Genomic DNA, 23,873 nt, shown 5'->3' on the forward strand with positions numbered 1-23,873 from the left:
AATTGATATCCCGGAGATTCAGCTTGACCGATTCCAAAACCGAATCCCTCGATTACAAAAGCGCCGGTGTCGACATCGAGGCCGGTAATGCACTCGTAGAGCGGATTAAACCGTTTGCCGCAAGAACTCGCGTTCCCGGCGTGCTGGCCGGACTCGGGGGATTCGGCTCGCTGTTCGAGCTTCCGGTAGGCCGTTACAGGCAGCCGGTTTTGGTCGCCGGCACCGACGGGGTGGGCACGAAACTGCGATTGGCCATCGATAGCGGACAGCATGGCGGCGTCGGCATCGACTTGGTTGCGATGTGTGTTAACGATATCGTCGTTCAGGGCGCCGAGCCTTTGTTTTTTCTCGATTATTACGCCACCGGCAAACTCGAGGTGGATGTCGCCGCCTCAGTGATCCAAGGCGTCGGCAAGGGCTGCGAATTGGCCGGGTGCGCCCTGGTGGGGGGCGAAACCGCGGAGATGCCGGGGATGTACGGCACAGGCGATTACGATTTGGCCGGCTTTTGCGTGGGCATAGTGGAGAAGGATGAGATTCTCGACGGAAGCCGGGTCCGTCCGGGCGACAAACTGCTCGGCCTGGCGTCTTCCGGACCGCACTCGAACGGCTATTCCTTGATCCGCAAGATCGTGGACCGCGAAGGCCGCCGCCTGGATGAATCATTGGACGGAAAGCCCTTGGGCGAATGGTTGCTCGAGCCGACCCGGATCTACGTAAAGCCATTGCTGCAACTCATGCGTCAAATCAGGGTTCATGCCCTGGCCCATATCACCGGCGGCGGAATCACGGAAAACCTGCCGCGGGTTTTGCCGGATCGCTCGGAGGCGGTGGTCGACCCGTTCGCGTGGCCGAGACCGGCCGTGTTCCGCTGGCTGCAGGAAAAAGGCGGGGTAGAGGACGGCGAGATGCTGCGCACCTTCAATTGCGGCATCGGCATGATCGTCTGCGTCGCGCCGGAAGACGAAGAGAACGCCCGTGCGCTGCTCACCGCTGCCGGCGAGACCGTGTATACCATCGGCGAGATCGCATCGGCTGATGGCGGTCCTCGGGTCAGGTACGTCCAGCCCTAGTACGCAATGCTACTGTTCAGGAAGATTTATGGAACTTAGTGTCGTTGTGCCGGTTCACAACGAGGAAGACAACGTTGAACCGCTGATCGCCGAAATCGATCGAGCCTTGATCGATGCGGGAAATTACGAAGTGATTTTCGTGGATGACGGCAGCACCGACAATACCCTGACCCGCCTTGACGGTTTGCGAGCGCAGTACCCGCGGCTGCGCGTTCTGTGTCACCGACGCTGCTGCGGGCAAAGCACCGCCTTGCTGACCGGCGTTCGCGCAGCCCGCGGACGAATCATCGCGACCCTGGACGGCGACGGGCAAAATAATCCTGCCGATATACCGAAATTGATCTCGGCCCTGAAGTCTATGGACCAGGACGGAATGAAGGCCATGGTGGCGGGACTTCGCAAGCGCCGCAAGGATACCGGCTGGCGGCGGTTTTCCTCCAAAGTTGCTAATGCCGTGCGCAGTTCGCTGCTTCACGATAATACGCCGGATACGGGATGCGGGCTCAAGGTGTTCTCGCGCGAGTTGTTTCTTTCCCTGCCGTATTTCGACCATATGCACCGTTTCCTTCCCGCGCTTGTTCAGCGGGCCGGAGGAAAAGTCGTGTCGGTGGAAGTCGATCATCGGCCCCGTGTGCGCGGTGTGTCCAAATATGGCACCTGGCACCGGCTATGGGTCGGCATTGTCGACCTGTGCGGGGTGATGTGGCTGCAACGGCGCGCACGCTTTCCTGAAGTGAAGGAAGTGGGCGGTTAAAGGTCTTTATCTCCCGGGCGAGATGGCGTAAGTTTTTAGATTTAATTCGCATAAGAACAAAGGAAAATAATATGAGACCGAATCCCGTCCTACATGCAGTTGTCGTTTTTTCCGTAGTCTGGGCCGGAGTGGGCCGGGCTGAGGAACCGAAGATGCCGCCTCGCCAAGTGCTTTTGGAGAAAGCCCTCGAGCTGCCAACCAATAAGGTCAATTCGCGGGTCATTCGGGTCATTTTCCCGGAGGGTTACAAGACACCTTTGCATACGCATGAAGGGCCGGGGCCTCGTTACGTCGTGAAGGGCAAGGTGAAAATCGAGGAAGGCGGCCAGGTTCGCGAATACGGGCCCGGAGAAGTGTTTTGGGAATCCGGTCAATGGATGACGGCGGAAAATGTCGGGCAAGGCGAGGCCGAGGTCATCATCATGGAATTGGCGGCGCCTAAGTAAGCAAGATATTTGCCCATGGGAAGCGGAACGATCCGGTGGGCACACGTCATCCAAGGGGCGGCGCAGCTATTTTGGATTCAGGCCGCTTTGCTTCTCCGGCGCAGAAGGAGGAGCAGCATCCAAAGCGGCACTAATCTGCAAATTGGTTAGCCAACCGTGAACACGGTTGACCAGAAATTCTCCGATGTCTTGCCATCCGTGATCGGGCTCATTCAGAACCAGCAACCGATAGGACGGATTGGTTTTCATGGCGGCCCGCTTGCGGGACGCTTCGTCGTCCATCGGCACCGATATTCGGCTGCTTAGAATTTCAAGTATAGGCAAGCGGATGGCGCTCAGGCTATCGGGGGAGATCGGCGGTGGATCGAGCTTCCGCACGGGGGCCGGGTCGATCAGCACCGCGGCCTTCACGGCTCCGTCGGGCGAATCGGCGAGATAGCTCAATGCCGTCCATGCTCCGATATCGTGGGCCAGCAAGGCGATATTCCCGATTTTTTTCTGCTTGAGAAACTCCACGCTGGATTGCAGCCTTGCGATCGTTTCTGCAAGAAGATTCGCATGGCCTTGCAGATCGTCGGCGTCCGATATGGGCATCGCCAAAGACAAACTGCTCCAGCCGTGTACCGGCAAGCCTAGTCGGAGCGGACGAATAAGATCGGCCGCATCCTGATTCGAATGTCTCCCATGCAGCAGGATGACGCCGCCGCGTACGTCTTTCGATACTGCCTCTCGGTATAGTCCCTGAAATCCCAGATCGGACGCTTCCAGCCGAATCGCTTCGTCCGGGTGTGTACGAGTCCCGATATCGTCGGCGATTTGACGCTCCCGATGCACATCCGTTGCCAAGGTCTCGCTACTCGCCAGACACGCCGAAATCGAGATAATCAAAATTTGCTTACAGAGGCGGGTTTTTGAACACAAATTGTTTCCTCGAAAAAGGCCAAAAGGTATGAAGCGTTCAGCGGTCCGGCGATTTCGATTGGTGTAAACTGGCCGGAGCCAATGCGCTACGAAGCCGAACAATCCTCTTCAGTGTACCGGAGCGTCACCCATGGAAACACTCTCTGAAACCATCGATGGTCTTCCCAATATCTCGGGGTCGGAATCTTTGATCGAACAGGCGATTCGAAACCGGCCGGACACGGTCTTCCAGAATTCCAGTCCAATCGAGTTCGGCCGCATCAAGAGCGCCGCCGCGATCGCGCTGCACATGCATCAGCCTTTGATTCCGGCCGGTGGCGGGGATCCGTCCACCGCCAAGATCATCAGCAACCTCAAGCACATGATGGAGAATCAGCATATCGGCGATAACCATAACGCCCCGGTTTTCCACTGGTGCTACAAGCGTATGGGCGAGTTCGTGCCGCAACTGATACATGAGGGCAAGGAACCGAGGGTCATGCTGGAATACTCGGGAACCCTGTTCTACGGCCTGCGCGAGATGGGCTTGCACGACGTGTTCGACAATCTCAAGACGATCACCGTAAATCCGGATTACCGCCGTGCCGTCGAATGGCTGGGCGCGCCCTGGGGCCATGCCGTAGCGCCGTCAACACCGGTTCAGGATTACCGTCTGCACGTCAAAGCCTGGCAGCATCATTTCGCCGCCATTTTCGGCGTTGAGGCTTTGACGCGGGTGCGGGGTTTCTCGCCTTCCGAGATGGCGCTGCCGAATCATCCGGATGTCGCCTACGAATTCGTGAAGACGCTCCGGGATTGCGGCTATACGTGGGTTCTGGTGCAGGAGCATACCGTCGAGCGTCCCGAAAACGGCTGGGGACCGGAGCACAAGCATTTGCCGCATCGGCTGGTTTGCACCAATTCGGAAGGCGAAAGCGTCAGCATCATCGCGATCATCAAGACCCAGGGCAGCGATACCAAGCTGGTGGCGCAGATGCAGCCTTACTACGAGGCCAGAAGCCTGTCCCGCTGGGATCTGGCCGGAAAATCGGTCCCGCCGCTGGTGACGCAAATCGCCGATGGCGAGAACGGCGGCGTGATGATGAACGAATTTCCGCCGAAGTTCATGGAGGTGGTCCGCGAGGCCAGCGGGTCGGAAACGCCGCTCATGAACGTGACCGAATACCTGGAATTTTTAGCCGACACGGGGATAGCAGAAAGCGATTTCCCGACGGTACAACCCTTGTTTCAAAAAATGATTTGGGACCGTTTCAAACCCGGCGACGGTGCCGAAAAGCTGGAAAAAATCATCGAGGAGATCAAGAAAGAAGATCACCGGTTTCACATGGAGGGCGGCAGCTGGACCAGCGATATTTCCTGGGTGAAAGGCTATGAGAACGTATTGGGCCCCATGGAAGAAGCCAGCGCACTGTTTTACGAGAAGGTCCTGAAAAAAGGTGCGCCGACCGACGATCCGCGTTATCGGAATGCACTGTTCCATTTGATGACGGCTCAAACCAGTTGCTACCGGTACTGGGGGCAAGGTCTGTGGACGGATTACGGCCGAGAGATTTGCCGACGGGCGACGGAGATCTTCAACAGCGATTTCTGAACGAGTTTCGCGAGGCGCGAAAGAAGCGGGCTGTACAGCCCGCTTTTTGCTTGGACCGATCAAATCGGTAACTCGGAATTCGGCACGCCTATGGAAAAATGTTGCTGAATGATTTTCCAGTTGCCGTGTTCTTTCCTGAACACCAGGCTCAAGCGGAACGGTACATCACCGTTCGCGAAGTGCCAAACCGCCTGCTCGGCGGCCCAGGCAACCGCGCCCCGGTGCCCGACTTGGAGATTGACCGGCGAAACCACCGGCAATCCGCCATTCTCGTAACCGATAGACGCCAGAAAATCGAAAATGCCTTGCCACCAGGCTACGATCGCGTCGTGGCCGACGAAGACCTCGGGGGTATCGGTGCCCAAGGCCAAGGCATCCGGCGAACGCGAGGTGATGAATTCCATGAAGTCGATATCGCCGGTCGTGGATGCATTATGGAACTGCATTATCAACCCTTTGATCTCGTCGTCGACGGCATCGGCGCGAACGGCTTGCGGTGCGGCAAAAGCGAGCATGAATCCGCATACGGTGGCTATTAATGGAAAAATGATGAATTTCGAGCGCGATGAGTTAGTCATTCCTGTAGTCCTTCGATGTAATGAAATCTATGGGAAATTGAAGGCTGGCTTTGTCCAATTCCTTATGCGACGCCTCCCAAGCGACCTCCCTTCGATTCGGATTCTAGAGGGCTTGATCTCCGCCGGAAGTGAACTATTCACGCGAATCGAGGCGCTTGCTCGCCGCCGGAAAATCGGTGCGGCGCGCTGGCGGGATATGAATCGATTTGTCGAGATAAGATGGAACAGCGGCCGATAATCGGCTTATCGGCCATGATGGCAGGAAAAGCGAAGGAGGCGGAGAATAGATCTCCGCCCGTGGCTTCGTTGGATGTGAGAAAGTGTCAGGCCGAGCGCCGCTCCATCCTGTGGATCACCTCTTTGATTTCCTCGCCGCTGACGACTTCCCGTTCCTGCAATATCTTGGCGATTTCATCCAAAGTTGTGCGTCGCTGCGTGAGAATTTCCCGCGACCGGCGCTGCCCCTCCTCGACCAGTTCCCTGACTTCCGAGTCGATTAGCTGCGCGGTCTCTTCGCTAAAATTCCGCTCCTCGGTTCCTTCGATATTGAGATATGCGAGCTGCTGCCTTTTTCCGTAGGTGAGCGGGCCGAGTTTCTTGCTCATGCCCAATTGGCAAACCATGGCCCTCGCGATTTCGCTGGCTTTCTCGAGATCGTTGTGAGTGCCGCTGGATATATTGCCGAATACCAACTCTTCGGCCGCGCGTCCTGCAAGCAGGATGGCGATCTTGTCGCGGAGTTCGTCCTCGGTGGCGAGGAATTTTTCCTCGATCGGCAATTGTAGGGTAAAGCCCAAGGCGGCCGCGCCGCGTGGAATGATGGAGACCTTGTGTACCGGTTCGCCGGTGGGAACGACCTCGGCCACCAGTGCGTGGCCGGACTCGTGATATGCAACTCGGCGCTTCTCCGGTTCGCTGAGCGTACGGCTCTTTTTCTCGGGGCCGGCGATGATTCGGTCAATGGCCGCCTCGAAGTGCCTCATGCCGACCGCTTCCTGGTTTTCGCGCACGGCGATGATGGCGGCTTCGTTGCAGATATTGGCGAGATCCGCGCCAACCAGACCAGGCGTCCGTTGGGCTACGACCCGGAGATTCACGTCCGGCCCCAACTTGATATTGCGGGTATGCAGCTGGAGTATGGCAACCCGGTCGTCCAGGCCCGGCTTGTCGACCACGATCTGCCGGTCGAAGCGGCCCGCGCGCAGCAGGGCTCTATCGAGGATTTCCGGGCGGTTGGTGGCCGCCATGACCACCACCCCGATCGATGGATCGAAGCCGTCCATTTCCGTGAGCAGTTGGTTCAAGGTCTGTTCGCGCTCGTCATGACCGCCCATGACCACCGGGCCGCCGCGCGCCCGCCCGATGGCGTCGAGTTCGTCGATGAAGATCATGCAGGGCGCTTTTTGCCGGGCTTGTTCGAAGAGGTCGCGAACCCGCGCCGCGCCCACTCCGACGAACATCTCGATGAACTCGGAACCGCTGATATTGAAGAACGGCACCCCGGCCTCGCCGGCCACTGCGCGCGCCAGCAAGGTCTTGCCCGTGCCGGGCGCGCCGACCAGAAGGACGCCCTTCGGCATGCGGCCGCCCAGTCGTTGGATACGGGCCGGATTGCGTAAGAATTCGATGGTTTCCTTGAGCTCTTGCTTGGCTTCCTCGGCGCCCGCGACGTCCTGAAACGTGACCTTGACCGACGATTCCGCATGAATGCGAACCCGGCTGCGGCCGAAGTTCAAAAGGCCGCGCCCGCCGGTCATGCGGCGCGCCATCCAGGTCCAGAGCGCGAACAGAATGCCGATAGGCAACAACCAATTGAAGATGAAGTTGCCCAACCAGTTGTTGCCGTAGCGAACGGTGTATTTGACGCCTTTTTCTTCCAGGGCCTGCGCCAAATCCTGATTCCATAACGGCACGGTGATGAAACGGCGTCGTTCTTCGCCGGGAGCCTCGGGCTTCAGGTACCCGGTGATCACTTGATCCATCACGACGACGTCCTCTACCTGCTGTTCCTGCACGTATTTCAGAAAATCGCTATATGGGATTTCGTCCTGGCGCACTTCCTGATAGCCCTGCCAGAAATACAAGGTGGCTAAGATCAGAAGGAGATAAAGCCAGAGATTGATGCGCCGTCGCCGCATGCTCTGATAATCGCTCTCATCGCCGGCGCGCGGATTGATTTCCGTATCGGGTTTCCCGTCGAGGTCTGCGTTTCGCAAGTTGTCGGTCAGTTTTTTCCAGAACTCCTGAACACCTTTACCGAGGGAATCCAACAAGGAATCTCGTGAATTCTTATTCATATGAATCTCCCAATGGAACCGCGGGACAGCCGACGGATACAGTTTCGAACCCGATGGGGTGCGATTGGTTCCGCCGGCGGCGTTGACTCAAAAAAGACTCTTTTTGACGTGGTCAGAACTCGGATTCGTCGGGTGCCGTAGAATCCGCTCGAGAATTCGGACCCAGCCACTGATTGACGATCGCGAGATCCGCTGGGTTCAAGGTCCCGGCGGCCTGTTTGAGCGCCAGACTGTTGATGATGTAATCGTAGCGCGCCCGCGCATAATCGCGCTTGGTCCGAAACAGATTGCGCTGTTCGGCGAGGACGTCGACCATCGTTCGGGTGCCGACTTCCAACCCGGCTTCGGTCGCCTCTACGGCACTTTGCGACGACACTACCGCCGCCTGGAGGGCCTCCACCTGACTGATGGCGGACAGAATACCACGGTAAGCATCTTTCACTTGACGCTTGACCGACCGCCGTACGCCGTCCAGATTTTCCTGGGCCGCTTCGTATTCATGGCGGGCCTGGCGAACCCGCGAGTTGACGCCGCCGCCCGCGAACATCGGTACGTTGACTTGCATTCCGATGACTTGATATTCGGTAGGTATGCCGCGCGGCCGGTTGGTATCGGTGAATCCCGCCGAGCCGACCAGATCCATCGACGGAAGATGGCCGGCGAACTGAAGATCGATATCTTTTTTCGCCACCAGGCTGCGGTTCTCGGCTGCAACGATACTGAGATTGCTTTCCTGGGCCAGGTCGCTCCAGTTCTCGATGTTTTCGGGATCCGGGCCCTTCAACGGAATCTTTTCGGCGAGTTCGGCCAGGGCAAGGTCGTATTCGCCGATGATTTCCTGGAGCGCTTCCCGCGCGTTGTCCACCTGGTTTTCGGCCTGTATGACATTAGCCCGGGCCTGGTCGTAACCCGCTTGGGCTTCGTGCACGTCGGTAATGGCGATCAGTCCCACCTCGAACCGTGCCTTGGCTTGTTCGAGCTGGCGCTCGATGGCGCGCTGCTCGGCCAGCGCGAATTCGCGGCTGTCCTGGGCGAACAAAACATCGAAATAGGCACGCGCGGTACGCAGCATCAGGTTTTGTTGCTCCGCCGCGTAATTGGCTTCCGCCTCGGCGATTTGATTGTCCGCCTGGCTCAGCTGGACCCAATAGTCGTGATGATAAATCGGCTGAGTCAGGTTGATGCTGGCCGCACTGTTCCAGAAGCCGACATTCCGGGCACCGGCGATGAAGGCGAGCTGAAACTCCTCGAACTTCGACAGCACGGAGTTGCGGTTGAGCTCGCCGGTCAGCGACAAAGTCGGCAATAGACGGGCGACACTTTGCGGCTTGGCTTCCAGGACGGCGTTGCGGGTCGCTTCCACTTCGCGCAGCCTTGGATCGCGTTGCAACGCGAGTTCGAGGATTTGCAAGAGATCCTGCGCCTTCGCGCCTGCCGTCACGAGCAACAATAGAGCGAGCAAGATGCCTTTTTTCATTGGTAATGCAGCTTCACCTTATCGGTTCCGACACGCTTTTTAAGACGCGCGAGCAGTTCATCGCCGGGATGTACGCGCCATGCTTCCCCGAGCTGAATCGTCGTCTGTGCCGCTTTCCCTCGGTATTCGATATAAATCGGACAGCTGCCGCCTCGGAACGGTGCGAGCAGATCGACGAGTTCGTTGACCCACTGGGCTTCCGAAGGGGCGGTGTTCGGGCCCGACGGCGGCCATTGAATGAAGAGATGTTTGGCGAAGTGCGCGCGCGCCTGCGCCATGGTGAACAGGTGTTCCGCGGTCAGGCGGAGTTGGCCGGCATAGTCGTCGAAACCCAGATTGCCTTCGACGACTAGCAGCGCGTCCTTCACCAAATGCTCCCGGTATTTTTCCAAAACCTCCGAAAACACCGCTACTTCCAGCCTTCCGGTTCGGTCATCCAGAGTGGCGAAGGCCATGCGCTTGCCGTTCTTGTTCTGCCGGGCGCGAAGCTCCACGACGAGCCCCGCGACTACGGCGCGCACTTCCCGGCGTCCTCCGGGCCCCCGCTCGTTGTCGAGCGACAATTTTCCGAGACGGCCGGTAACGAAGTGCTGGATTTCGGCCTCGTAAGGGCCGATCGGATGGCCGGTGAGATAGAGCCCTAGCGTCATTTTCTCGTAAGCCAGGCGCTCGTCTTCCGGCCAAGGTTCGACGGCTGTTGCGACGCGCGGCGTATCCTCGGCCTCTGCCGGGCCCCCGAGCCCGAACAAGTCGTCCTGTCCGGTTTCGGCCATGGTACCGTGTTGTTCGGCCGCTTTGATCGCGTCCGACAGCTCCGCCATATGGCGTGCGCGATTCGAATCGATGGAATCCAGGGTGCCGGAGCGGATCAGCGCTTCGATCACGCGCCGGTTGACCTTGCGCAGATCGACCCGGCGGCAGAAATCGTACAGATCCTCGAACGGGCCGCCGCGTTTGCGCTCCTCGAGAATATCTCGGATCGCCGTTTCGCCAACTCCTTTGATCGCGCCTAGGCCATACAGGATGGTGCGGTCGTTGAGCACCGCGAAGCGGTATTCTGAGCGGTTGATGTCCGGCGGCTGGACGGCCAATTTCATTTCCCGGCACTCTTCGATCAGGACCACGACCTTGTCGGTGTTGTCCATGTCCGAGGACAGCACCGCAGCCATGAAGGCAGCCGGAAAATGGGCCTTGAGCCAGGCGGTCTGGTAGGACACCAGCGCGTAGGCCGCCGAGTGCGACTTGTTGAAGCCGTAGCCGGCGAACTTCTCCATGAGATCGAAGATGTAGCCGGCGATATTCTCGTCGACCCCTAGCCCGACCGAGCCGGTGACGAAAATTTCCCGCTGCTTGGCCATTTCCTCGGGTTTTTTCTTACCCATCGCGCGGCGCAGGAGATCGGCGCCGCCCAGAGTGTAACCGGCCATGTCGCGGGCGATTTGCATCACCTGTTCCTGGTATACGATGACGCCGTTGGTGGGCCTGAGAATCGGCTCTAGGACTGGATGCGGGAATTCCGCCTTGGTGCGGCCGTGCTTGACGTTGATGTAGTCGTCGACCATGCCTGACTGCAGCGGGCCCGGACGGAACAGCGCCACCAGGGCGATGATGTCCTCGAAGCAGTCCGGTTGCAGGCGCCGGATCAGGTCCTTCATGCCGCGTGATTCGAGCTGGAAGACGGCGGTTGTCGAACAGCTTTTCAGCAGCTTGTAGGTGTCGGGGTCGTCCAGGGGAATTTGGGCGATGTCCACCGGCGGCGCGTCTTTCTCGGCCCGCTGTTTGTTGATGGTTTCCAGCGCCCAGTCGATGATGGTGAGAGTGCGGAGTCCCAGAAAGTCGAACTTGACCAGACCCACCGCTTCCACGTCGTCCTTGTCGAACTGGGTCACCAGGTTTTCGCCGCCCGGTTCGCAGTACAGCGGGGAAAAATCGATCAGCTGGGACGGTGCGATGACGACGCCGCCCGCGTGCTTGCCGGCGTTGCGGGTAATGCCTTCGAGCGACTTGGCGAGGTCGATCAGCGTTCGGACTTCCTCGTCGCTCTCGTACAGCTTTCTGAGGTCTTCGCTGTCGGTGAGGGCCTTGTCCAGGGTGATGCCCAGTTCGAACGGAATCAGCTTGGCGATCTTGTCCACGAAACCGTAGGAATGGCCCAGCACCCGGCCCACGTCGCGTACCACGGCCTTGGCCGCCATGCTGCCGTAGGTGATGATCTGGGACACCCGGTCGCGCCCGTATTTCCGGGCTACGTAATCGATCACCTCGTCGCGGCGCTCCATGCAGAAATCCACGTCGAAGTCGGGCATGGACACGCGCTCGGGGTTAAGAAAGCGCTCGAACAGCAGTTCGAATTCGATGGGGTCGAGGTCGGTGATCTTGAGGGCGTAGGCCACCAGCGAGCCCGCGCCGGAACCGCGTCCGGGCCCCACCGGAATGCCGTTTTTCTTGGCCCACTGGATGAAATCGGCCACGATCAGGAAGTAGCCCGGGAAATCCATCTGGTTGATCACCGAGATTTCCAGCTCCAGCCGCTCCTCGTAGCGCGTTCGCCGTTCTTCCAAAGTCCCTTTTCCGGTGGGCGGACGAACCGCCAGACGCTCCTTCAATCCTTTGCGCGATTCCTCGGCGAAGAACTCCGCCGTGCTCATGCCCTCGGGTACAGGGAATTGCGGCAGAAAGTTCTTGCCCAGAGTGAGTTCGAGATTGCAGCGCTTGGCGATCTCGACCGTATTTTCCAGGGCTTCGGGGATATCGGCGAACAACTGCGCCATTTCCTCGGGACTGCGGAGATATTGCTGCTCGGTGTAATCGCGCGGGCGGCGCGGATCGTCCAATACCCGGCCCTGATGGATGCAGACCCGGGCTTCGTGAGCCTCGAATTCCGACGGGCTGATGAAACGTACGTCGTTGGTGGCGACCACCGGGACGTCGAGCTCGATCGCGAGGCTCACGGCACCCTCGATGTATTCCTCCTCGTCCGGACGTCCGGTGCGTTGCAGCTCCAGATAAAAGCGCCGGTCGAAAATTCCGAGCCAGCGTTCGAGCAGGCGTTTCGCTTCGCTTACGTTGCCCATCAGCAAAGCCTGTCCGATATCGCCTCGGCGGGCGCCGGAGAGCGCCAAGAGTCCCTCGTTTTTTTCTTCCAGCCACTCGGGCATCAGCAAGGGCACGCCTTGATGCTGATTTTCCCGATAGCTGCGGGAAATCAATTCGGTGAGGGTGCGGTATCCCGCGGTATTCTGCACGTACAGCGTCAAAGCATGCGGAGAGGCCGGGTCGGCTTCGTTGTATAGCTGCACATCGGCTCCGGCAATGGGCTTAACCCCTTCGGCCAAGGCCGCTTTATAGAACTTGACCAGGGCGAACAGATTGGACTGGTCGGTCACGGCCACCGCCGGCATGCCCAGCGCCGCCGTGCGCTTGACCAGGGCTTTCACGTCGACCAGTCCGTCGACCAGTGAGTATTCCGTGTGGACGCGCAGGTGAATGAAACGGGGATCGAGCGCTTCGGTCATGAAGTTCGGGTAGCTTGCAGGTTTGTCTAAAAGATCGTTTTCCGTCACTTGTTGCGGTGCGTGATCGGCATTCTCCTAGTTTTCGTGAGAATGTACGTTCTAGGCTCGAACGTGTTCTCGCCAATCAGGCGCATCCGAACTGCTGCGTTGTCATTTTATTCGCACGTGTGTCGACCATTCGTTCATCAGACGATCTTCCATCGTATGGTAAACATCGGCGTCAAAGTCGGCTCGATTTGGCTTCGCGGCCACTGGACCGGATTCGAACTTTGCGGAACCGCAGTAATTCAGGCGTGAGAAACGGTTCAGGCATGTTTGCCAACGCCGAGGATAGGTAATTCAATCCTTTGTTCGGTATGCAAATTCATCCAGGCAAAAACGGAGAGCCTGGTCCCAATCGGGTAAGCCCAGACCGAATTCCTCGAAGAGCCTTTTATTGGAAAGCACGGAATATTTCGGACGCCGTGCGGGAGTGGGGTATTCGGAGCTCGGGATTGGTTCGAGCCTGGCGGCGGATTCCGGCAACAATCCCTTTTCGAGGGAGTAGTCGCGTATATTGCAGGCGAAGCCGTGCCAACTCGTCTGTCCGTCGCAGCTCAGATGATAAATTCCTTGCCGATCGCCCGGCTCGAACCGTCCGTTCGCGGTGGACTTGGCAAGCATCAAGGCGGTGGCCTCGGCGATGAGACGGCTCCAGGTAGGAGCGCCGTACTGATCGTCCACGACGCGGACGAGTTCGCGTTCCCGCATCAGTCTCAGCATCGTGAGCAGAAAGTTCTGGCCGCGCCGTCCGTAAACCCAGGCAGTGCGCAGGATGAAGTGAGGCACGCCGACCTGGCGGATGGCCTCTTCGCCGGCCAGTTTGCTTCGGCCGTAGGCATTTTGCGGGCCCACCGGATCGTCCTCGCGATAGGGCGCATCGTCGTCGCCGTCGCCCGGGAAAACATAGTCGGTGGAATAATGGATCAGGCCGGCGCCGACGTTCAGCGCTTCCTCCGCCAGGATGCCCGGCGCCAAGGCATTGACCCGGAAGGCGAGATCGTTTTCCTGTTCCGCTTTGTCCACGGCGGTGTAGGCACCCGCATTGACGATCAAGCCGGGCCGGATTTGCCGCACCGACGCGCGGATGGAATCGGGATCGGTCAAGTCCAAAGCCGGAGTCGACCGGCGATCCAGCGCTATCGTTTCTCCCAGGCAGGCGAGACTCCGGCGTAGCTCCCACGCCACCTGTCCTTCACGTCCGATCAGGAGAATCTTCATGCTTGCCAGACGGGGAGCAGCTCGCGGGGAAAATCCTTCAAATTCCGGGCGGATTGGTCCTTCGCCGACAAAACGGGATTGTCGATCGGCCAAGTGATGCCCAGATCCGGATCGTCCCAGCGGAGGCTGTATTCCGCGCTCGGATTATAAAAATCGGTGCACTTGTAGGAAAAAAGCGCAGTCTCGCTCAGCACGCAGAACCCATGGGCGAAACCTTCCGGCACATAAAGCTGATGGTGGTTTTCTTCCGAAAGGAGCGCACCGAACCACTGGCCGAAAGTCGGCGAGCCGGTGCGGATGTCGACCGCCACGTCGAATACCTCGCCTTGCAAGGCCTGCACGAGCTTGCCCTGCGGGGTGGGATTCTGGAAGTGCAGACCGCGCAGAATGCCTTTGCGCGACAGCGATACGTTGTCTTGAACGAACTCCCGGTCCAAACCGGCGTCCCGATAGCGCCGCCGATTCCAGGTTTCCAGAAAGAAGCCGCGGGCATCGCCGAAGACGTCGGGCTTGATCAGCAACACGCCCGGCAATGGAGTGGATTCTATATTCATGCGGGGCGGCCCAGTTCTAGAAGTCTGATCAGGTATTCTCCATAGCCGCTCTTGTTCAGCTTCATGGCGTGCTTTTCCAGATCGCCGCCGCTGATCCAGCCCTGGCTCCAGGCAATTTCCTCCGGGCAGCAGATTTTCAGGCCTTGGCGTTCTTCTATGGTTTGAATGAAATTGGAAGCTTGCAGCAGCGAGTCGTGCGTTCCGGTGTCGAGCCACGCCACGCCGCGGCCGAGTTTTTCGACCTGAAGCCGTCCTTGCTCCAGATACAGGTTGTTGATGTCGGTGATTTCGAGCTCGCCGCGGGCCGAGGGTTTCAGGTCGGCCGCCATGTCGACCACCTGGTTGTCGTAAAAGTAAAGACCGGTGATGGCGTAATTGGATTTGGGGCGCTTGGGTTTTTCCACGAGATTCACCACGCGGCCACTCTCATCGAACTCTGCGACGCCGTAGCGTTCGGGGTCCTTGACCCAATAACCGAAAACCGTAGCACCGGTTTCGCGGGCAACCGCTTTTTCCAGATAAGTCTGGAGGCCATGGCCGTAGAAAATGTTGTCGCCCAGGATCAGGCAGGAACGATCCTTGCCGACAAACTCCCGTCCGATGATGAAGGCTTGGGCGAGTCCTTCGGGTTTCGGCTGCACGGCATAACGGATAGACATGCCCCATTGCTCGCCGTCGCCCAATAGACTTTGGAATAAAGGCGCGTCCTGGGGAGTAGTGATGATCAGTATGTCCCGTATGCCCGCCAGCATTTGCACCGACAGGGGATAATAGATCATCGGTTTGTCGTAAACCGGCAGTAGCTGTTTGCTGACGACATAGGTCAACGGATGCAGGCGAGTGCCCGAGCCCCCGGCCAGAATAATCCCCTTCAAGTTATCGGACTTCAAAGATATTCCCCCCTTGCATGCTGTTTGTTGTCGCCGGCAGACCGCTGCACTCAGGACTTTTCGATTCCCAGGCGTTCTCCCCGGTAACTGCCGTCCATGACCCGCTGGCACCAGTTCTGGTTTTCCAGATACCACTCCACGGTCTTGCGGAGTCCGGTCTCGAAGGTTTCGGCCGGTTCCCATCCCAGATCCCGGCGTATCTTGCCGGCATCGATCGCGTAGCGGAGATCGTGGCCGGGGCGGTCCGTAACGAAAGTGATCAGTTCGCGGTGCGGACGGTATTTGGAATTAGGCAACAATTCATCGAGCAAGCTGCAGATGGTCTCGACGACTTCCAGGTTGGTTTTTTCGTTGTTGCCGCCGATATTGTAGACCTCGCCCGCTTTGCCATCCTCAAGGACTCGTTCGACGGCCCGGCAATGGTCCTCGACGTAAAGCCAGTCGCGCACGTTGGCACCGGTCCCGTAGACCGGCAGCGGCTTGCCGTTCATGGCATTGTGGATCATCAGCGGAATCAGCTTTTCCGGGAATTGGTATGGTCCGTAGTTGTTGGAGCAGTTGGTGGTTAGAGTCGGCATTCCATAAGTGTGGAAGTAGGCTCTGACCAGATGGTCCGACGAGGCCTTCGAAGCCGAGTAGGGCGAGTTTGGTCGGTAAGGGTTTTCCTCGGTGAAGAACCCCTCGGATCCCAGCGTTCCGTAGACCTCGTCGGTGGAGACGTGGAGGAAGCGAAACGCTTTGTGCGCCTTGGGAGAAAGCGACCGCCAATAACGGCGCGCCGCTTCCAGCAATTGGAATGTGCCGAGAATATTGGTCTGAATAAAAGGTTCCGGCGAGTCGATCGAGCGGTCCACGTGGCTTTCCGCGGCGAAATTGACGATGGCGTCCGGCTGATAGCGTTCCAGTAGATAATCCACCAGGCTGCGGTCGCCGATGGAGCCCAAGACAAAGACGTGGGCAGGGTTGTCCTTGATGCTTTCCAGCGTATCCAGATTGCCCGCATAGGTCAGGGCATCCAGGTTGACGACTTGAAGATTCGCCCGGCGCATTTGGCGAAGCACGAAATTTCCCCCGATGAATCCGGCACCTCCGGTTACCAATATTGTTTTCGATTGTGTCATGCGGCTGGTCCACCCTTACGTTGCATCATTCCTCGTGAGGGATTGTATCCGATGATGGCGATGATCAGAAAAACAATCAGCGCCACGGATGTGTAGATACAAGCGTAAAGATTGAACTGACCGTAGAGCGCGAAACGGATGAGTTCCACGGCTTGGGAGAATGGGTTGTACGAGGCGAGAGTGTAGAGGAGTTCGCTGGATTCCTGGATTTTCCACAGCGGATAGAGCGCGGTGGACAGGAAGAACATCGGAAAAATCACGAAGTTCATGACGCCGGCGAAATTCTCAAGCTGCTTGACGAAAGAAGACAGCAGCAGGCCGAGCGCGCCCAGCATCAAACCGGAGAGGACCAGCGCCGGCAACACGCTCAGATAGCCTTCCAAGGGAGCTTGGATGTCGTAAAACCAGGCGATGAGGAGAAAGGTGTACGCCTGCAATACCGCGACCAGAACGCCGGCCAGGAGCTTGTCTATCAGCAAATACCAGCGGGGCAAGGGACACACCAAGAGGGTTTTCATGCTGCCCATCTCGCGGTCGTAAACCATGGAGAGAGAACTCTGCATGCCGTTGAACAGCAGAATCATCCCGAGCAGTCCCGGCGTGATGTAGACCTCGTACAGAATATACGTTTCATAGGGCGGAATGATCGCGACGCCCAAAGTCGAGCGGAAACCGGCAGCGAAGATGAACAGCCAGACCAGGGGGCGCACCAGGGCCGAGACGAAGCGTTCGCGCTGGTGCACGAAGCGCAGCAGTTCCCGCGCCATGATGCCGCGCAAGGCGCGGAGGTAGTGCATGAGCCTCATGCGGCCTCCCGCGTCAGCCTGTGGAACGCGTCGCCCACGGTTTCAGCGCCGGTGGTTTTCAATACCTCCGGGATAGAACCGTCGGCCCTAACGGCTCCCTTGTGCAATACGACCAGACGATCGTTTTCGTAGATCTCGTCGATCAGATGAGTGGCCCAGAGCACGGCGATGCCGCTATCGGAACACAGCCGATGCACGTAGTCGACGATGGCCTTACGGCTCGGAACATCCAGGCCGACCGTGGGTTCGTCCAAAAGCAGTAGCCGGGGCTCATGCAACAAGGCCCGCGCGATTTCGACCCTGCGCCGGTGGCCGCCGTTGAGCTGCCTAACCTTCTCTTTCCGCCGCTCGAACATACCTTGACGCTCCAGTTCTTCCCGGATGCGCGCGTCGGCGCGGCGGCGGCTCAGACCGTGCAGCGAAGCGTGATAGTGAAGGTTTTGCAGCACGGTCAGATCGAGATCCAGGGTCGTTTGCTGAAAAACGACGCCCAGTTGCGCCAGGGCTCGGCTGAATTCTTTCCTGACATCGTGTCCCGCAATAAGGATTCGTCCTTCGCGACTGTCGTACAGCCTTGTGATCAGGGAAAACAGCGTGGTCTTGCCGGCGCCGTTGGGGCCCAGCAAAATGGTGCATTCACCGGGCGCAACGGCAAAGCTCACGCGGTCAAGCGCCTTCTTTTTGCCGTAGGCATAGGAAAGTCCCGCCACGGTCAGGGCAGGTGTGGCATTAAGAGTCATGGTTCAAGGTTTAACGACGAGCCCCCATGGGTAATGGCCCACGGCGACGGACTTCAGAACCTTGTGCTGTTTGAGATCAATGATCGAAATGTCGTTGCTCACGCCGTTGGTGGTATAGAGCCGGGATTGATCCGGCGAAAATTCGAGGTTCCAAACCCGCTGACCGACCAGGAGATAGTCGACGACTTCCAGCTTTTGCGCGTCGATGACGGCGACCCGGTTCGCCGGCCCCAAGGCCACGTACCCGTAACGTCGATCCTTATCGATACGAATGCCGACCGGCTGGATTTTCTCCTGAGTGACGCCGGGAATCTTGAAGCCGATCTTTTTGACCGGCTGTTTGGTGTCGACATCGAATACGGTCAAGGTGCCGGCAATTTCCGAAGTGACCCAGAGCTGCCGGCTGTCGTCGGTGAATGCGCAGGCGCGTGGACGCGGATCGACCAGCGTGTTGTCCACGATGTCGAGACTACTGCGGTCGATCCAGTGGGCCATATTGGTGGTTTCGCTGGTGCTGACCACCCATTTCCCGTCCGGGCTGACCGCGATGCCTTCCGGTTCAACCCCGACCGGAACGGTTTTGACGGCCTTCTTGGAGGCGATCTCGATCACGGTCACCTGATTGTCGTCTTCGTTGGAGACGTACAGGAACCGGCCTTCGGGGTCCCTCGCGAAAGTTTCCGGATCTTCCCCCGAAGGCAGTTTGCCGACCACTTTCAAGCTTTCCGTATCGATGACCTGAATGGTGTTATCGTCGCTGGCCGCGACGTAGAGCTGGCGTTGATCCTTGCTCAGCACGATGCCCCGGGGGCGTTTCCCGATCTTGACGGTTTTTATGAGTTTCCCTTGCGCGGCATCGACCACGGCCAGAGCATTGTCTTTTTCCAAGGTGACGAAGACCGTTTCGCCGAAAGCGGAGCTCGAGGCCATTCCTCCCAGCAAAAGGGCCGACATCATCAGTTTTTTCATCGATTGTTTCCTCTGGTAAGACTGGGATTTATTGCGCGGCTTAGAAGCGGCACTTCGACTCGGGTTCATCGTAACCCAGGGTATCCAATTCGTTCTTGGGATGGAGAAAGCCTTCCACCGGAGCGACGGCTACCATCGACCGTTCGGAAGCGATCAGCACCGGTTGCCGCAATTGGCCGTTCCAGCGTCGGAACGACAAGGGCACGCCCTTGAATCCGGCCAGGGCGAATTCTTCTCCGAGCATAAAGGTTTTCACCTTGTCGAAATCGACCGATTTGGTGCGCGTGGCCGATTCACCGATGGCCCGAACCGCCAGCCAGGCACCGTAATCTTCCTCGGTCATCCAGCGGCCGGCTTGATCGCGGAAACGGTTCTGCAATTGCAGCGCGCCCCATGCCTCGTGCGTCCGGTGCCAAGCGGTCGCCACCAGCCCTTGAGTGCCGGCGACGGGGCGAGGCTGCCAGGTGCGATAAGGAAGAAAATCACCGAATAAACCCGATTCGTCGGCGACGATGAGAATGTCATATTCGACGCCCTGGGTGAAAACCGGTACCTCGGATTCCGGCGTGCGGCGTTCGTCGAAGCTGTGTTGCCAGGTCCTTTCCGCAACGATTTTCGCTCCGAAACGCTTGGCAGCGCGTTTAACCGCTTCGGCGTAAAGCTTGTCGCCGTCGTTGGGTCCGGCAGCCAGGAACCACTTGTTCCAGCGCTTCTTCGTCAGGTATTGCCCCAAGGCATCGGCGCGCATCGCTCGGCTGGGCAAAAGGTGGAGTACGTTGGGGCGGCAGGCTTCGCCGCGGAATTCATCGTCCCGGGTGGCGATATCGTATAGCAAAACATTTTTCGATTCGGGCAAAGCCGCCAGTTCGCGGATCTTTGTGGACTCCAGGTTGAGGAGGATGTGTCTATGGCCGTCTGCCAGCAGGGCTTTGAATGCCGCGGCAACATCGCCGTCCGGCGGCACGATGCTTTCACGCAAGCTGAAATTCTGGCGGGTGAAGCGGCCGGTGGTATTGTTGTCCTGAATGCCGAGACGTGCGCCCTGTACCCCTCGGTCGGTGACCGCCTGCTCGAAAAAAGGCAGGACCGGCGGGCTTTGAGGGTCCTGCGCGAGATAAGCGATGGGCAGTTGATCGAGCTTCGCTTCGGCGCTTGCCTTGGGTTGGGATTTCGGCGCCGGCGCCGTTTTCTTGGCTCCGTAGGCCGGCGTGAAGGCCGCCAGAAGGAAGCTGAGAAAAATAAGCGGTAGTGTTTTTGAAATTGAAAGCATGATTCCGCACCGTTCGACCGTGGGAATTATAACGAAACCGGCTGTGGCCCGGAAAAACGCCAGACCCGATGTCCGTGCGGTCCGGCGTCGGGGCTAATTCAAGTCCCTATGCCGAACAAGAATATCGTACGTATCCGAACGGAAGCGCTCTGCCAGCGCTTCCACCAGATAGACCGAACGATGCTGTCCGCCGGTGCATCCGATGGCAGCGGTCAGATAGCTGCGGTCTTCGTCCGCGAACCGGGGTATCCAGCGTTGCAATAGGGCGACGACGTCGTCCAGGTAGCTTTGAACCTCGGTAATGTTTGCGAGAAACTCGATCACTTCCGCGTCTTTACCGGTCTTGCTGCGCAGGCTGGGTTCCCAATGCGGGTTGGGTAGACAGCGCGCATCGAACACGAAGTCCGCGTCGAGCGGAATGCCGTTCTTGTAGCCGAAAGACAGGAAATACAAGGACATCGAATGCTCCTGCTTCGCTCCGAGACGGCCTCTTATCAGTTCACGCAACTGATGTATGTTGGTGTAAGTGGTGTCTACAAGGAGATGGGCGCGACTCGCGACCGGTTCCAGCAGCTTACGCTCCAGTTCGATCGCTTCGCTGAGCGGACGAGCCGAATCGGTTAACGGATGCTTGCGGCGGGTCTCGCTGAAACGCTTGAGTAGAGTGTCGGTCTCCGCCTGTAGAAAGAGAATCTGACACTCTATCCCGAACCTGTCGGCCAGTTCCAAAGTCAGGGGAAACTGGTCCAGACTCGCGCTCTGATTTCGGGCATCGATGCTGATCGCGGTTTTCCGGAACGCTCCCGGGTTGCTGATCACGGCTTGCCGTATAAAAGATTCGAACAGCGAGACCGGCAGGTTATCGATGCAGTAGTAACCGGAATCCTCTAGAGTTTCCAGCGCGATACTCTTGCCCGACCCGGATAAACCGCTGACGATGACGAGTTTCATGGCGACGTTTTGCTCACGCCTATATCAGCCGAAAAAACGAATGTGCTGTGGGGCGAGTGATCAGTGCTCTTGAACTTTTTCTTTATGTTTGACGACTTGTCGATCGAGCTTGTCGACCATGCCGTCGATGGCGGCATACAGATCCTCGCTTTCCTCCTGAGCGAACAAGCTGGCGCCGTTGACTTGCACCGTCGCTTCCGCTTTTTGAGCCAGTTTTTGCACTTCGAGCACCACGTGCACATTTACGATCTTGTCGAAATGACGTTCGATCCGCTGCATTTTTTCCATGACGTAATTTCTCAGGGCTTCGGTTACGTCGATGTGATGGCCGGTGATGCTGATTTGCATGATGATCTCCCTAGTTTTGGATGATTGTTATCAAAAAACACGTTTTCTTTCGTTGGACGGCGGAATAGCCATGGCTTCCCTATATTTGGCGATGGTGCGGCGCGCCACGTTGATGCCCCGTCCCTTCAGCATGGCTGCGATCGTGTGGTCGCTCAGAGGCTTCAGCGGATCTTCGCCTTCGATGATTTCTTTCAAATATGCTTTGATGGCGGTTGCCGAACATTCTCCGCCGGCATTCGTCGAGACATGACTGGAGAAGAAGTACTTGAATTCGAAGACGCCATTCGGCGTGTGGATATATTTCTGCGTTGTAACCCTGGAAATGGTGGATTCGTGCATTCCCACTTCTTCGGCGATGTCTCGCAAAACGAGCGGTTTCATGGCCGTCTCGCCGTATTCCAAAAAGTCTTTCTGGCGTTCGACGATGCAGCGAGCCACTTTCAGCAGGGTGTCGTTCCGGCTTTGCAGACTTTTGATGAACCAGCGCGCTTCCTGCAGATGGTTCTTCATGGTGACGTTGTCCGCGCTGTTGTCGGCGCGCTTGATCATGCCCGAATAAAACGGATTGACGCGCAGCTTGGGCGAAATTTCGGGGTTGAGAGCGACGATCCAATCGTTTCCCTGCTTGACCACGAACACATCGGGAATCACGTACTGAGATTCCGAGGCAGAGATCTTGCGGCCGGGTTTGGGTTCCAAAGTACGGATCAAAGCCACCACGTGGTTCAGATCCTCTTCGGACAGCTCCAGCGTGCGTCTGAGCTTGGCCAGATCTTTCTTGGCCAGGAGCTCCAGATGCCGGGTCACCAGCGTGAACGCCTCCTTTTTCCACGGAGTGTCATCGGGCAGCTGATTCAATTGGATCGCCAGGCAATTCGCGAGGTCCGGCGCGGCCACTCCGGGCGGATCGAAATTCTGAACCCGATGCAGAACGGCCGTCACTTCCTCGATCTCCAAGCCGTTGATTTGATTGACGAGGCCCTGATGGATGTCTTCCACGCTGACCGTCAGATAGCCGTCGTCATCGATAGCGTCGATAATCGCCGTGGCGATGGCGTAATCCTGTTCGCTGAACGTCGTCAGCTCCATCTGCCAGTGCAGGTAATCCTGCAAGGACTGGGCCGGCGCCCGCTGAAAAATGAAATCGTCGCTGTCCGAATCTGAGGCCGCGACGGAGTAGCTCTGAAAACTGTCGTACACCTCGTCCCATGAGGTATCGACCGGTAATTCCTGGGGGATATCGGTTTGGGCGTCGAGATTCGACAACTCCTTGAATTCCGGCTCGCTGGACGGGGCAGGGGTTTCTACCGAGTCATGAAACTCCCCGTGGCTGCCTTCGTCTTCCGCCACTTCGAGCATCATGTTTGAGTCCAGCGCCTGTTGTATTTCCTGCTGTAAATCCAGGCTTGACAACTGCAGCAGCTTGATAGCCTGTTGCAATTGGGGGGTCATGGTCAGCTGCTGACCCAACCGGAGTTGCAGAGTTTGCTTCATGAAGCTTTACGTCCAGAAATGCGCGTTGGCAGTGTGAGAGTGAAAAATCAGAACCATTCTAGTGCACAGGTACTAACCATGAAAGGGACTGTCTAAAGGGAAAAATGTTCGCCCAGATAAACTTGGCGTACTTCCTTGTTTTGTACTATGTCTTGCGCCGTGCCTTCTGCGATCACGACGCCTCCGCTGAGGATATAGGCGCGGTTGCATATTCCGAGCGTCTCGCGCACGTTATGTTCGGTAATGAGAATACCGATGCCGCGGTCTCTCAGGTGCTCGATGATCTTTTGGATGTCGATGATCGAGATCGGATCGACCCCCGCGAACGGTTCGTCCAACAGCATGAACTGCGGCTCGCAGGCCAGGGCCCGCGCGATTTCCACTCTTCGGCGCTCTCCGCCCGAGAGTCCCAGGGCGGGCTGGTTGCGCAGATGGCCGATACTGAATTCCTCGAGAAGCTCCTCGATCACCAGTTCTCGCTGTCCGTTGGTCAATCCTTTGCGCAATTCCAATACCGCCCGCAAATTGTCGGCTACGGTCAACTTCCGGAAGATCGAAGGCTCCTGCGGCAGATAGCCTACGCCGAGTTGCGCCCTGGCATGCATGGGGAGATTCGTGATGTTGTGTTCGTCGAGGTAGATTGTACCGCTATCCGGACGTATTACCCCCACGATCATGTAAAAACTGGTGGTTTTTCCGGCCCCGTTGGGCCCCAGCAAGCCTACGACTTCTCCGCTGTGGATTTGCAGCGAGACACCGTTGACGACATTGCGCTTGTTGTAGCGTTTGAGTAGATCGGTAGCAACTAGAATCGCCAT

At 58.0% G+C, this 23,873-nt stretch carries 21 protein-coding genes; 4 read left to right on the forward strand and 17 right to left on the reverse strand.

Going from position 1 to position 23,873, the window contains the following annotated elements:
- Nucleotides 1-23 precede the first annotated feature (23 nt).
- From purM to B2A78_RS01220, 3 genes are all read left to right on the forward strand, one after another.
- Nucleotides 24-1,073 (forward strand): phosphoribosylformylglycinamidine cyclo-ligase, encoded by a 1,050-nt coding sequence (gene purM / locus B2A78_RS01210; RefSeq protein WP_240502360.1) that lies wholly within the window; start codon nt 24-26, stop codon nt 1,071-1,073.
- Nucleotides 1,074-1,101: 28 nt separating this feature from the next.
- Nucleotides 1,102-1,827, forward strand: a complete 726-nt coding sequence (locus B2A78_RS01215; RefSeq protein WP_077728064.1) for a glycosyltransferase family 2 protein — start codon at nt 1,102-1,104, stop codon at nt 1,825-1,827.
- A 71-nt stretch (nt 1,828-1,898) separates the two neighbouring features.
- On the forward strand, nt 1,899-2,273 hold the full coding sequence (locus B2A78_RS01220) for a cupin domain-containing protein (RefSeq protein ID WP_077728065.1): 375 nt from the start codon (nt 1,899-1,901) through the stop codon (nt 2,271-2,273).
- A 66-nt stretch (nt 2,274-2,339) separates the two neighbouring features.
- On the opposite strand, the gene B2A78_RS01225 is transcribed toward B2A78_RS01220, so the two are convergent.
- On the reverse strand, nt 2,340-3,161 hold the full coding sequence (locus tag B2A78_RS01225; protein WP_168175315.1) for a DUF3530 family protein: 822 nt from the start codon (nt 3,159-3,161) through the stop codon (nt 2,340-2,342).
- Nucleotides 3,162-3,324: 163 nt separating this feature from the next.
- Between B2A78_RS01225 and B2A78_RS01230 the strand changes: the two genes are divergently transcribed.
- Complete coding sequence (locus B2A78_RS01230; protein WP_077728067.1) at nt 3,325-4,785, forward strand: glycosyl hydrolase family 57; 1,461 nt, start codon at nt 3,325-3,327, stop codon at nt 4,783-4,785.
- Between the two features lie 59 nt (nt 4,786-4,844).
- Here the strand turns inward: B2A78_RS01230 and B2A78_RS01235 are convergent, their stop codons facing one another.
- The 16 genes from B2A78_RS01235 to lptB all read right to left on the reverse strand — a co-directional run bounded on the left by B2A78_RS01235 (nt 4,845) and on the right by lptB (nt 23,873).
- Nucleotides 4,845-5,363 carry a nuclear transport factor 2 family protein gene (locus B2A78_RS01235; protein ID WP_077728068.1) on the reverse strand — a complete coding sequence of 173 codons (519 nt, stop codon included), beginning with the start codon at nt 5,361-5,363 and terminating at the stop codon, nt 4,845-4,847.
- A gap of 323 nt (nt 5,364-5,686) precedes the next feature.
- Nucleotides 5,687-7,660: an ATP-dependent zinc metalloprotease FtsH gene (gene ftsH / locus B2A78_RS01240; protein WP_077728069.1), complete on the reverse strand. Its 1,974-nt coding sequence runs from the start codon at nt 7,658-7,660 to the stop codon at nt 5,687-5,689.
- A 112-nt stretch (nt 7,661-7,772) separates the two neighbouring features.
- Nucleotides 7,773-9,137 (reverse strand): TolC family outer membrane protein, encoded by a 1,365-nt coding sequence (locus B2A78_RS01245; protein ID WP_077728070.1) that lies wholly within the window; start codon nt 9,135-9,137, stop codon nt 7,773-7,775.
- A complete protein-coding gene (gene dnaE, locus B2A78_RS01250) occupies nt 9,134-12,652 on the reverse strand; it encodes a DNA polymerase III subunit alpha (RefSeq protein ID WP_077728129.1) in 3,519 nt (1,172 codons plus the stop codon). Before dnaE ends, B2A78_RS01245 begins: the two co-directional genes overlap by 4 nt.
- A 339-nt stretch (nt 12,653-12,991) precedes the next feature.
- Complete coding sequence (rfbD, locus tag B2A78_RS01255) at nt 12,992-13,912, reverse strand: dTDP-4-dehydrorhamnose reductase (protein ID WP_077728071.1); 921 nt, start codon at nt 13,910-13,912, stop codon at nt 12,992-12,994.
- The gene (gene rfbC / locus B2A78_RS01260) at nt 13,909-14,466 is read right to left on the reverse strand and encodes a dTDP-4-dehydrorhamnose 3,5-epimerase (protein ID WP_077728072.1); all 558 of its coding nucleotides are present in this window, start codon (nt 14,464-14,466) and stop codon (nt 13,909-13,911) included. Before rfbC ends, rfbD begins: the two co-directional genes overlap by 4 nt.
- Nucleotides 14,463-15,356 carry a glucose-1-phosphate thymidylyltransferase RfbA gene (rfbA, locus tag B2A78_RS01265; RefSeq protein WP_240502361.1) on the reverse strand — a complete coding sequence of 298 codons (894 nt, stop codon included), beginning with the start codon at nt 15,354-15,356 and terminating at the stop codon, nt 14,463-14,465. The genes rfbC and rfbA overlap by 4 nt, the downstream gene beginning before the upstream one ends.
- A 50-nt stretch (nt 15,357-15,406) precedes the next feature.
- Nucleotides 15,407-16,477, reverse strand: a complete 1,071-nt coding sequence (gene rfbB / locus B2A78_RS01270) for a dTDP-glucose 4,6-dehydratase (protein ID WP_077728073.1) — start codon at nt 16,475-16,477, stop codon at nt 15,407-15,409.
- Nucleotides 16,474-17,283 carry an ABC transporter permease gene (locus B2A78_RS01275; RefSeq protein WP_077728074.1) on the reverse strand — a complete coding sequence of 270 codons (810 nt, stop codon included), beginning with the start codon at nt 17,281-17,283 and terminating at the stop codon, nt 16,474-16,476. Before B2A78_RS01275 ends, rfbB begins: the two co-directional genes overlap by 4 nt.
- Nucleotides 17,280-18,023 (reverse strand): ABC transporter ATP-binding protein, encoded by a 744-nt coding sequence (locus B2A78_RS01280; protein ID WP_077728075.1) that lies wholly within the window; start codon nt 18,021-18,023, stop codon nt 17,280-17,282. The genes B2A78_RS01275 and B2A78_RS01280 overlap by 4 nt, the downstream gene beginning before the upstream one ends.
- Nucleotides 18,024-18,026: 3 nt before the next feature.
- On the reverse strand, nt 18,027-18,992 hold the full coding sequence (locus B2A78_RS01285) for a PQQ-dependent catabolism-associated beta-propeller protein (RefSeq protein ID WP_077728076.1): 966 nt from the start codon (nt 18,990-18,992) through the stop codon (nt 18,027-18,029).
- Nucleotides 18,993-19,032: 40 nt separating this feature from the next.
- Nucleotides 19,033-20,262 carry an ABC transporter substrate-binding protein gene (locus B2A78_RS01290; protein ID WP_077728077.1) on the reverse strand — a complete coding sequence of 410 codons (1,230 nt, stop codon included), beginning with the start codon at nt 20,260-20,262 and terminating at the stop codon, nt 19,033-19,035.
- Between the two features lie 93 nt (nt 20,263-20,355).
- Nucleotides 20,356-21,213: an RNase adapter RapZ gene (gene rapZ / locus B2A78_RS01295; RefSeq protein ID WP_077728078.1), complete on the reverse strand. Its 858-nt coding sequence runs from the start codon at nt 21,211-21,213 to the stop codon at nt 20,356-20,358.
- Between the two features lie 60 nt (nt 21,214-21,273).
- The gene (gene raiA, locus B2A78_RS01300; protein WP_077728079.1) at nt 21,274-21,561 is read right to left on the reverse strand and encodes a ribosome-associated translation inhibitor RaiA; all 288 of its coding nucleotides are present in this window, start codon (nt 21,559-21,561) and stop codon (nt 21,274-21,276) included.
- A gap of 30 nt (nt 21,562-21,591) precedes the next feature.
- Complete coding sequence (locus B2A78_RS01305; protein WP_077728080.1) at nt 21,592-23,055, reverse strand: RNA polymerase factor sigma-54; 1,464 nt, start codon at nt 23,053-23,055, stop codon at nt 21,592-21,594.
- A gap of 92 nt (nt 23,056-23,147) precedes the next feature.
- Nucleotides 23,148-23,873, reverse strand: coding sequence for an LPS export ABC transporter ATP-binding protein (lptB, locus tag B2A78_RS01310; protein WP_077728081.1), 726 nt, complete (start codon nt 23,871-23,873; stop codon nt 23,148-23,150).

It is taken from the genome of Methylocaldum sp. 14B, assembly GCF_002005105.1.
Lineage (GTDB): Bacteria > Pseudomonadota > Gammaproteobacteria > Methylococcales > Methylococcaceae > Methylocaldum.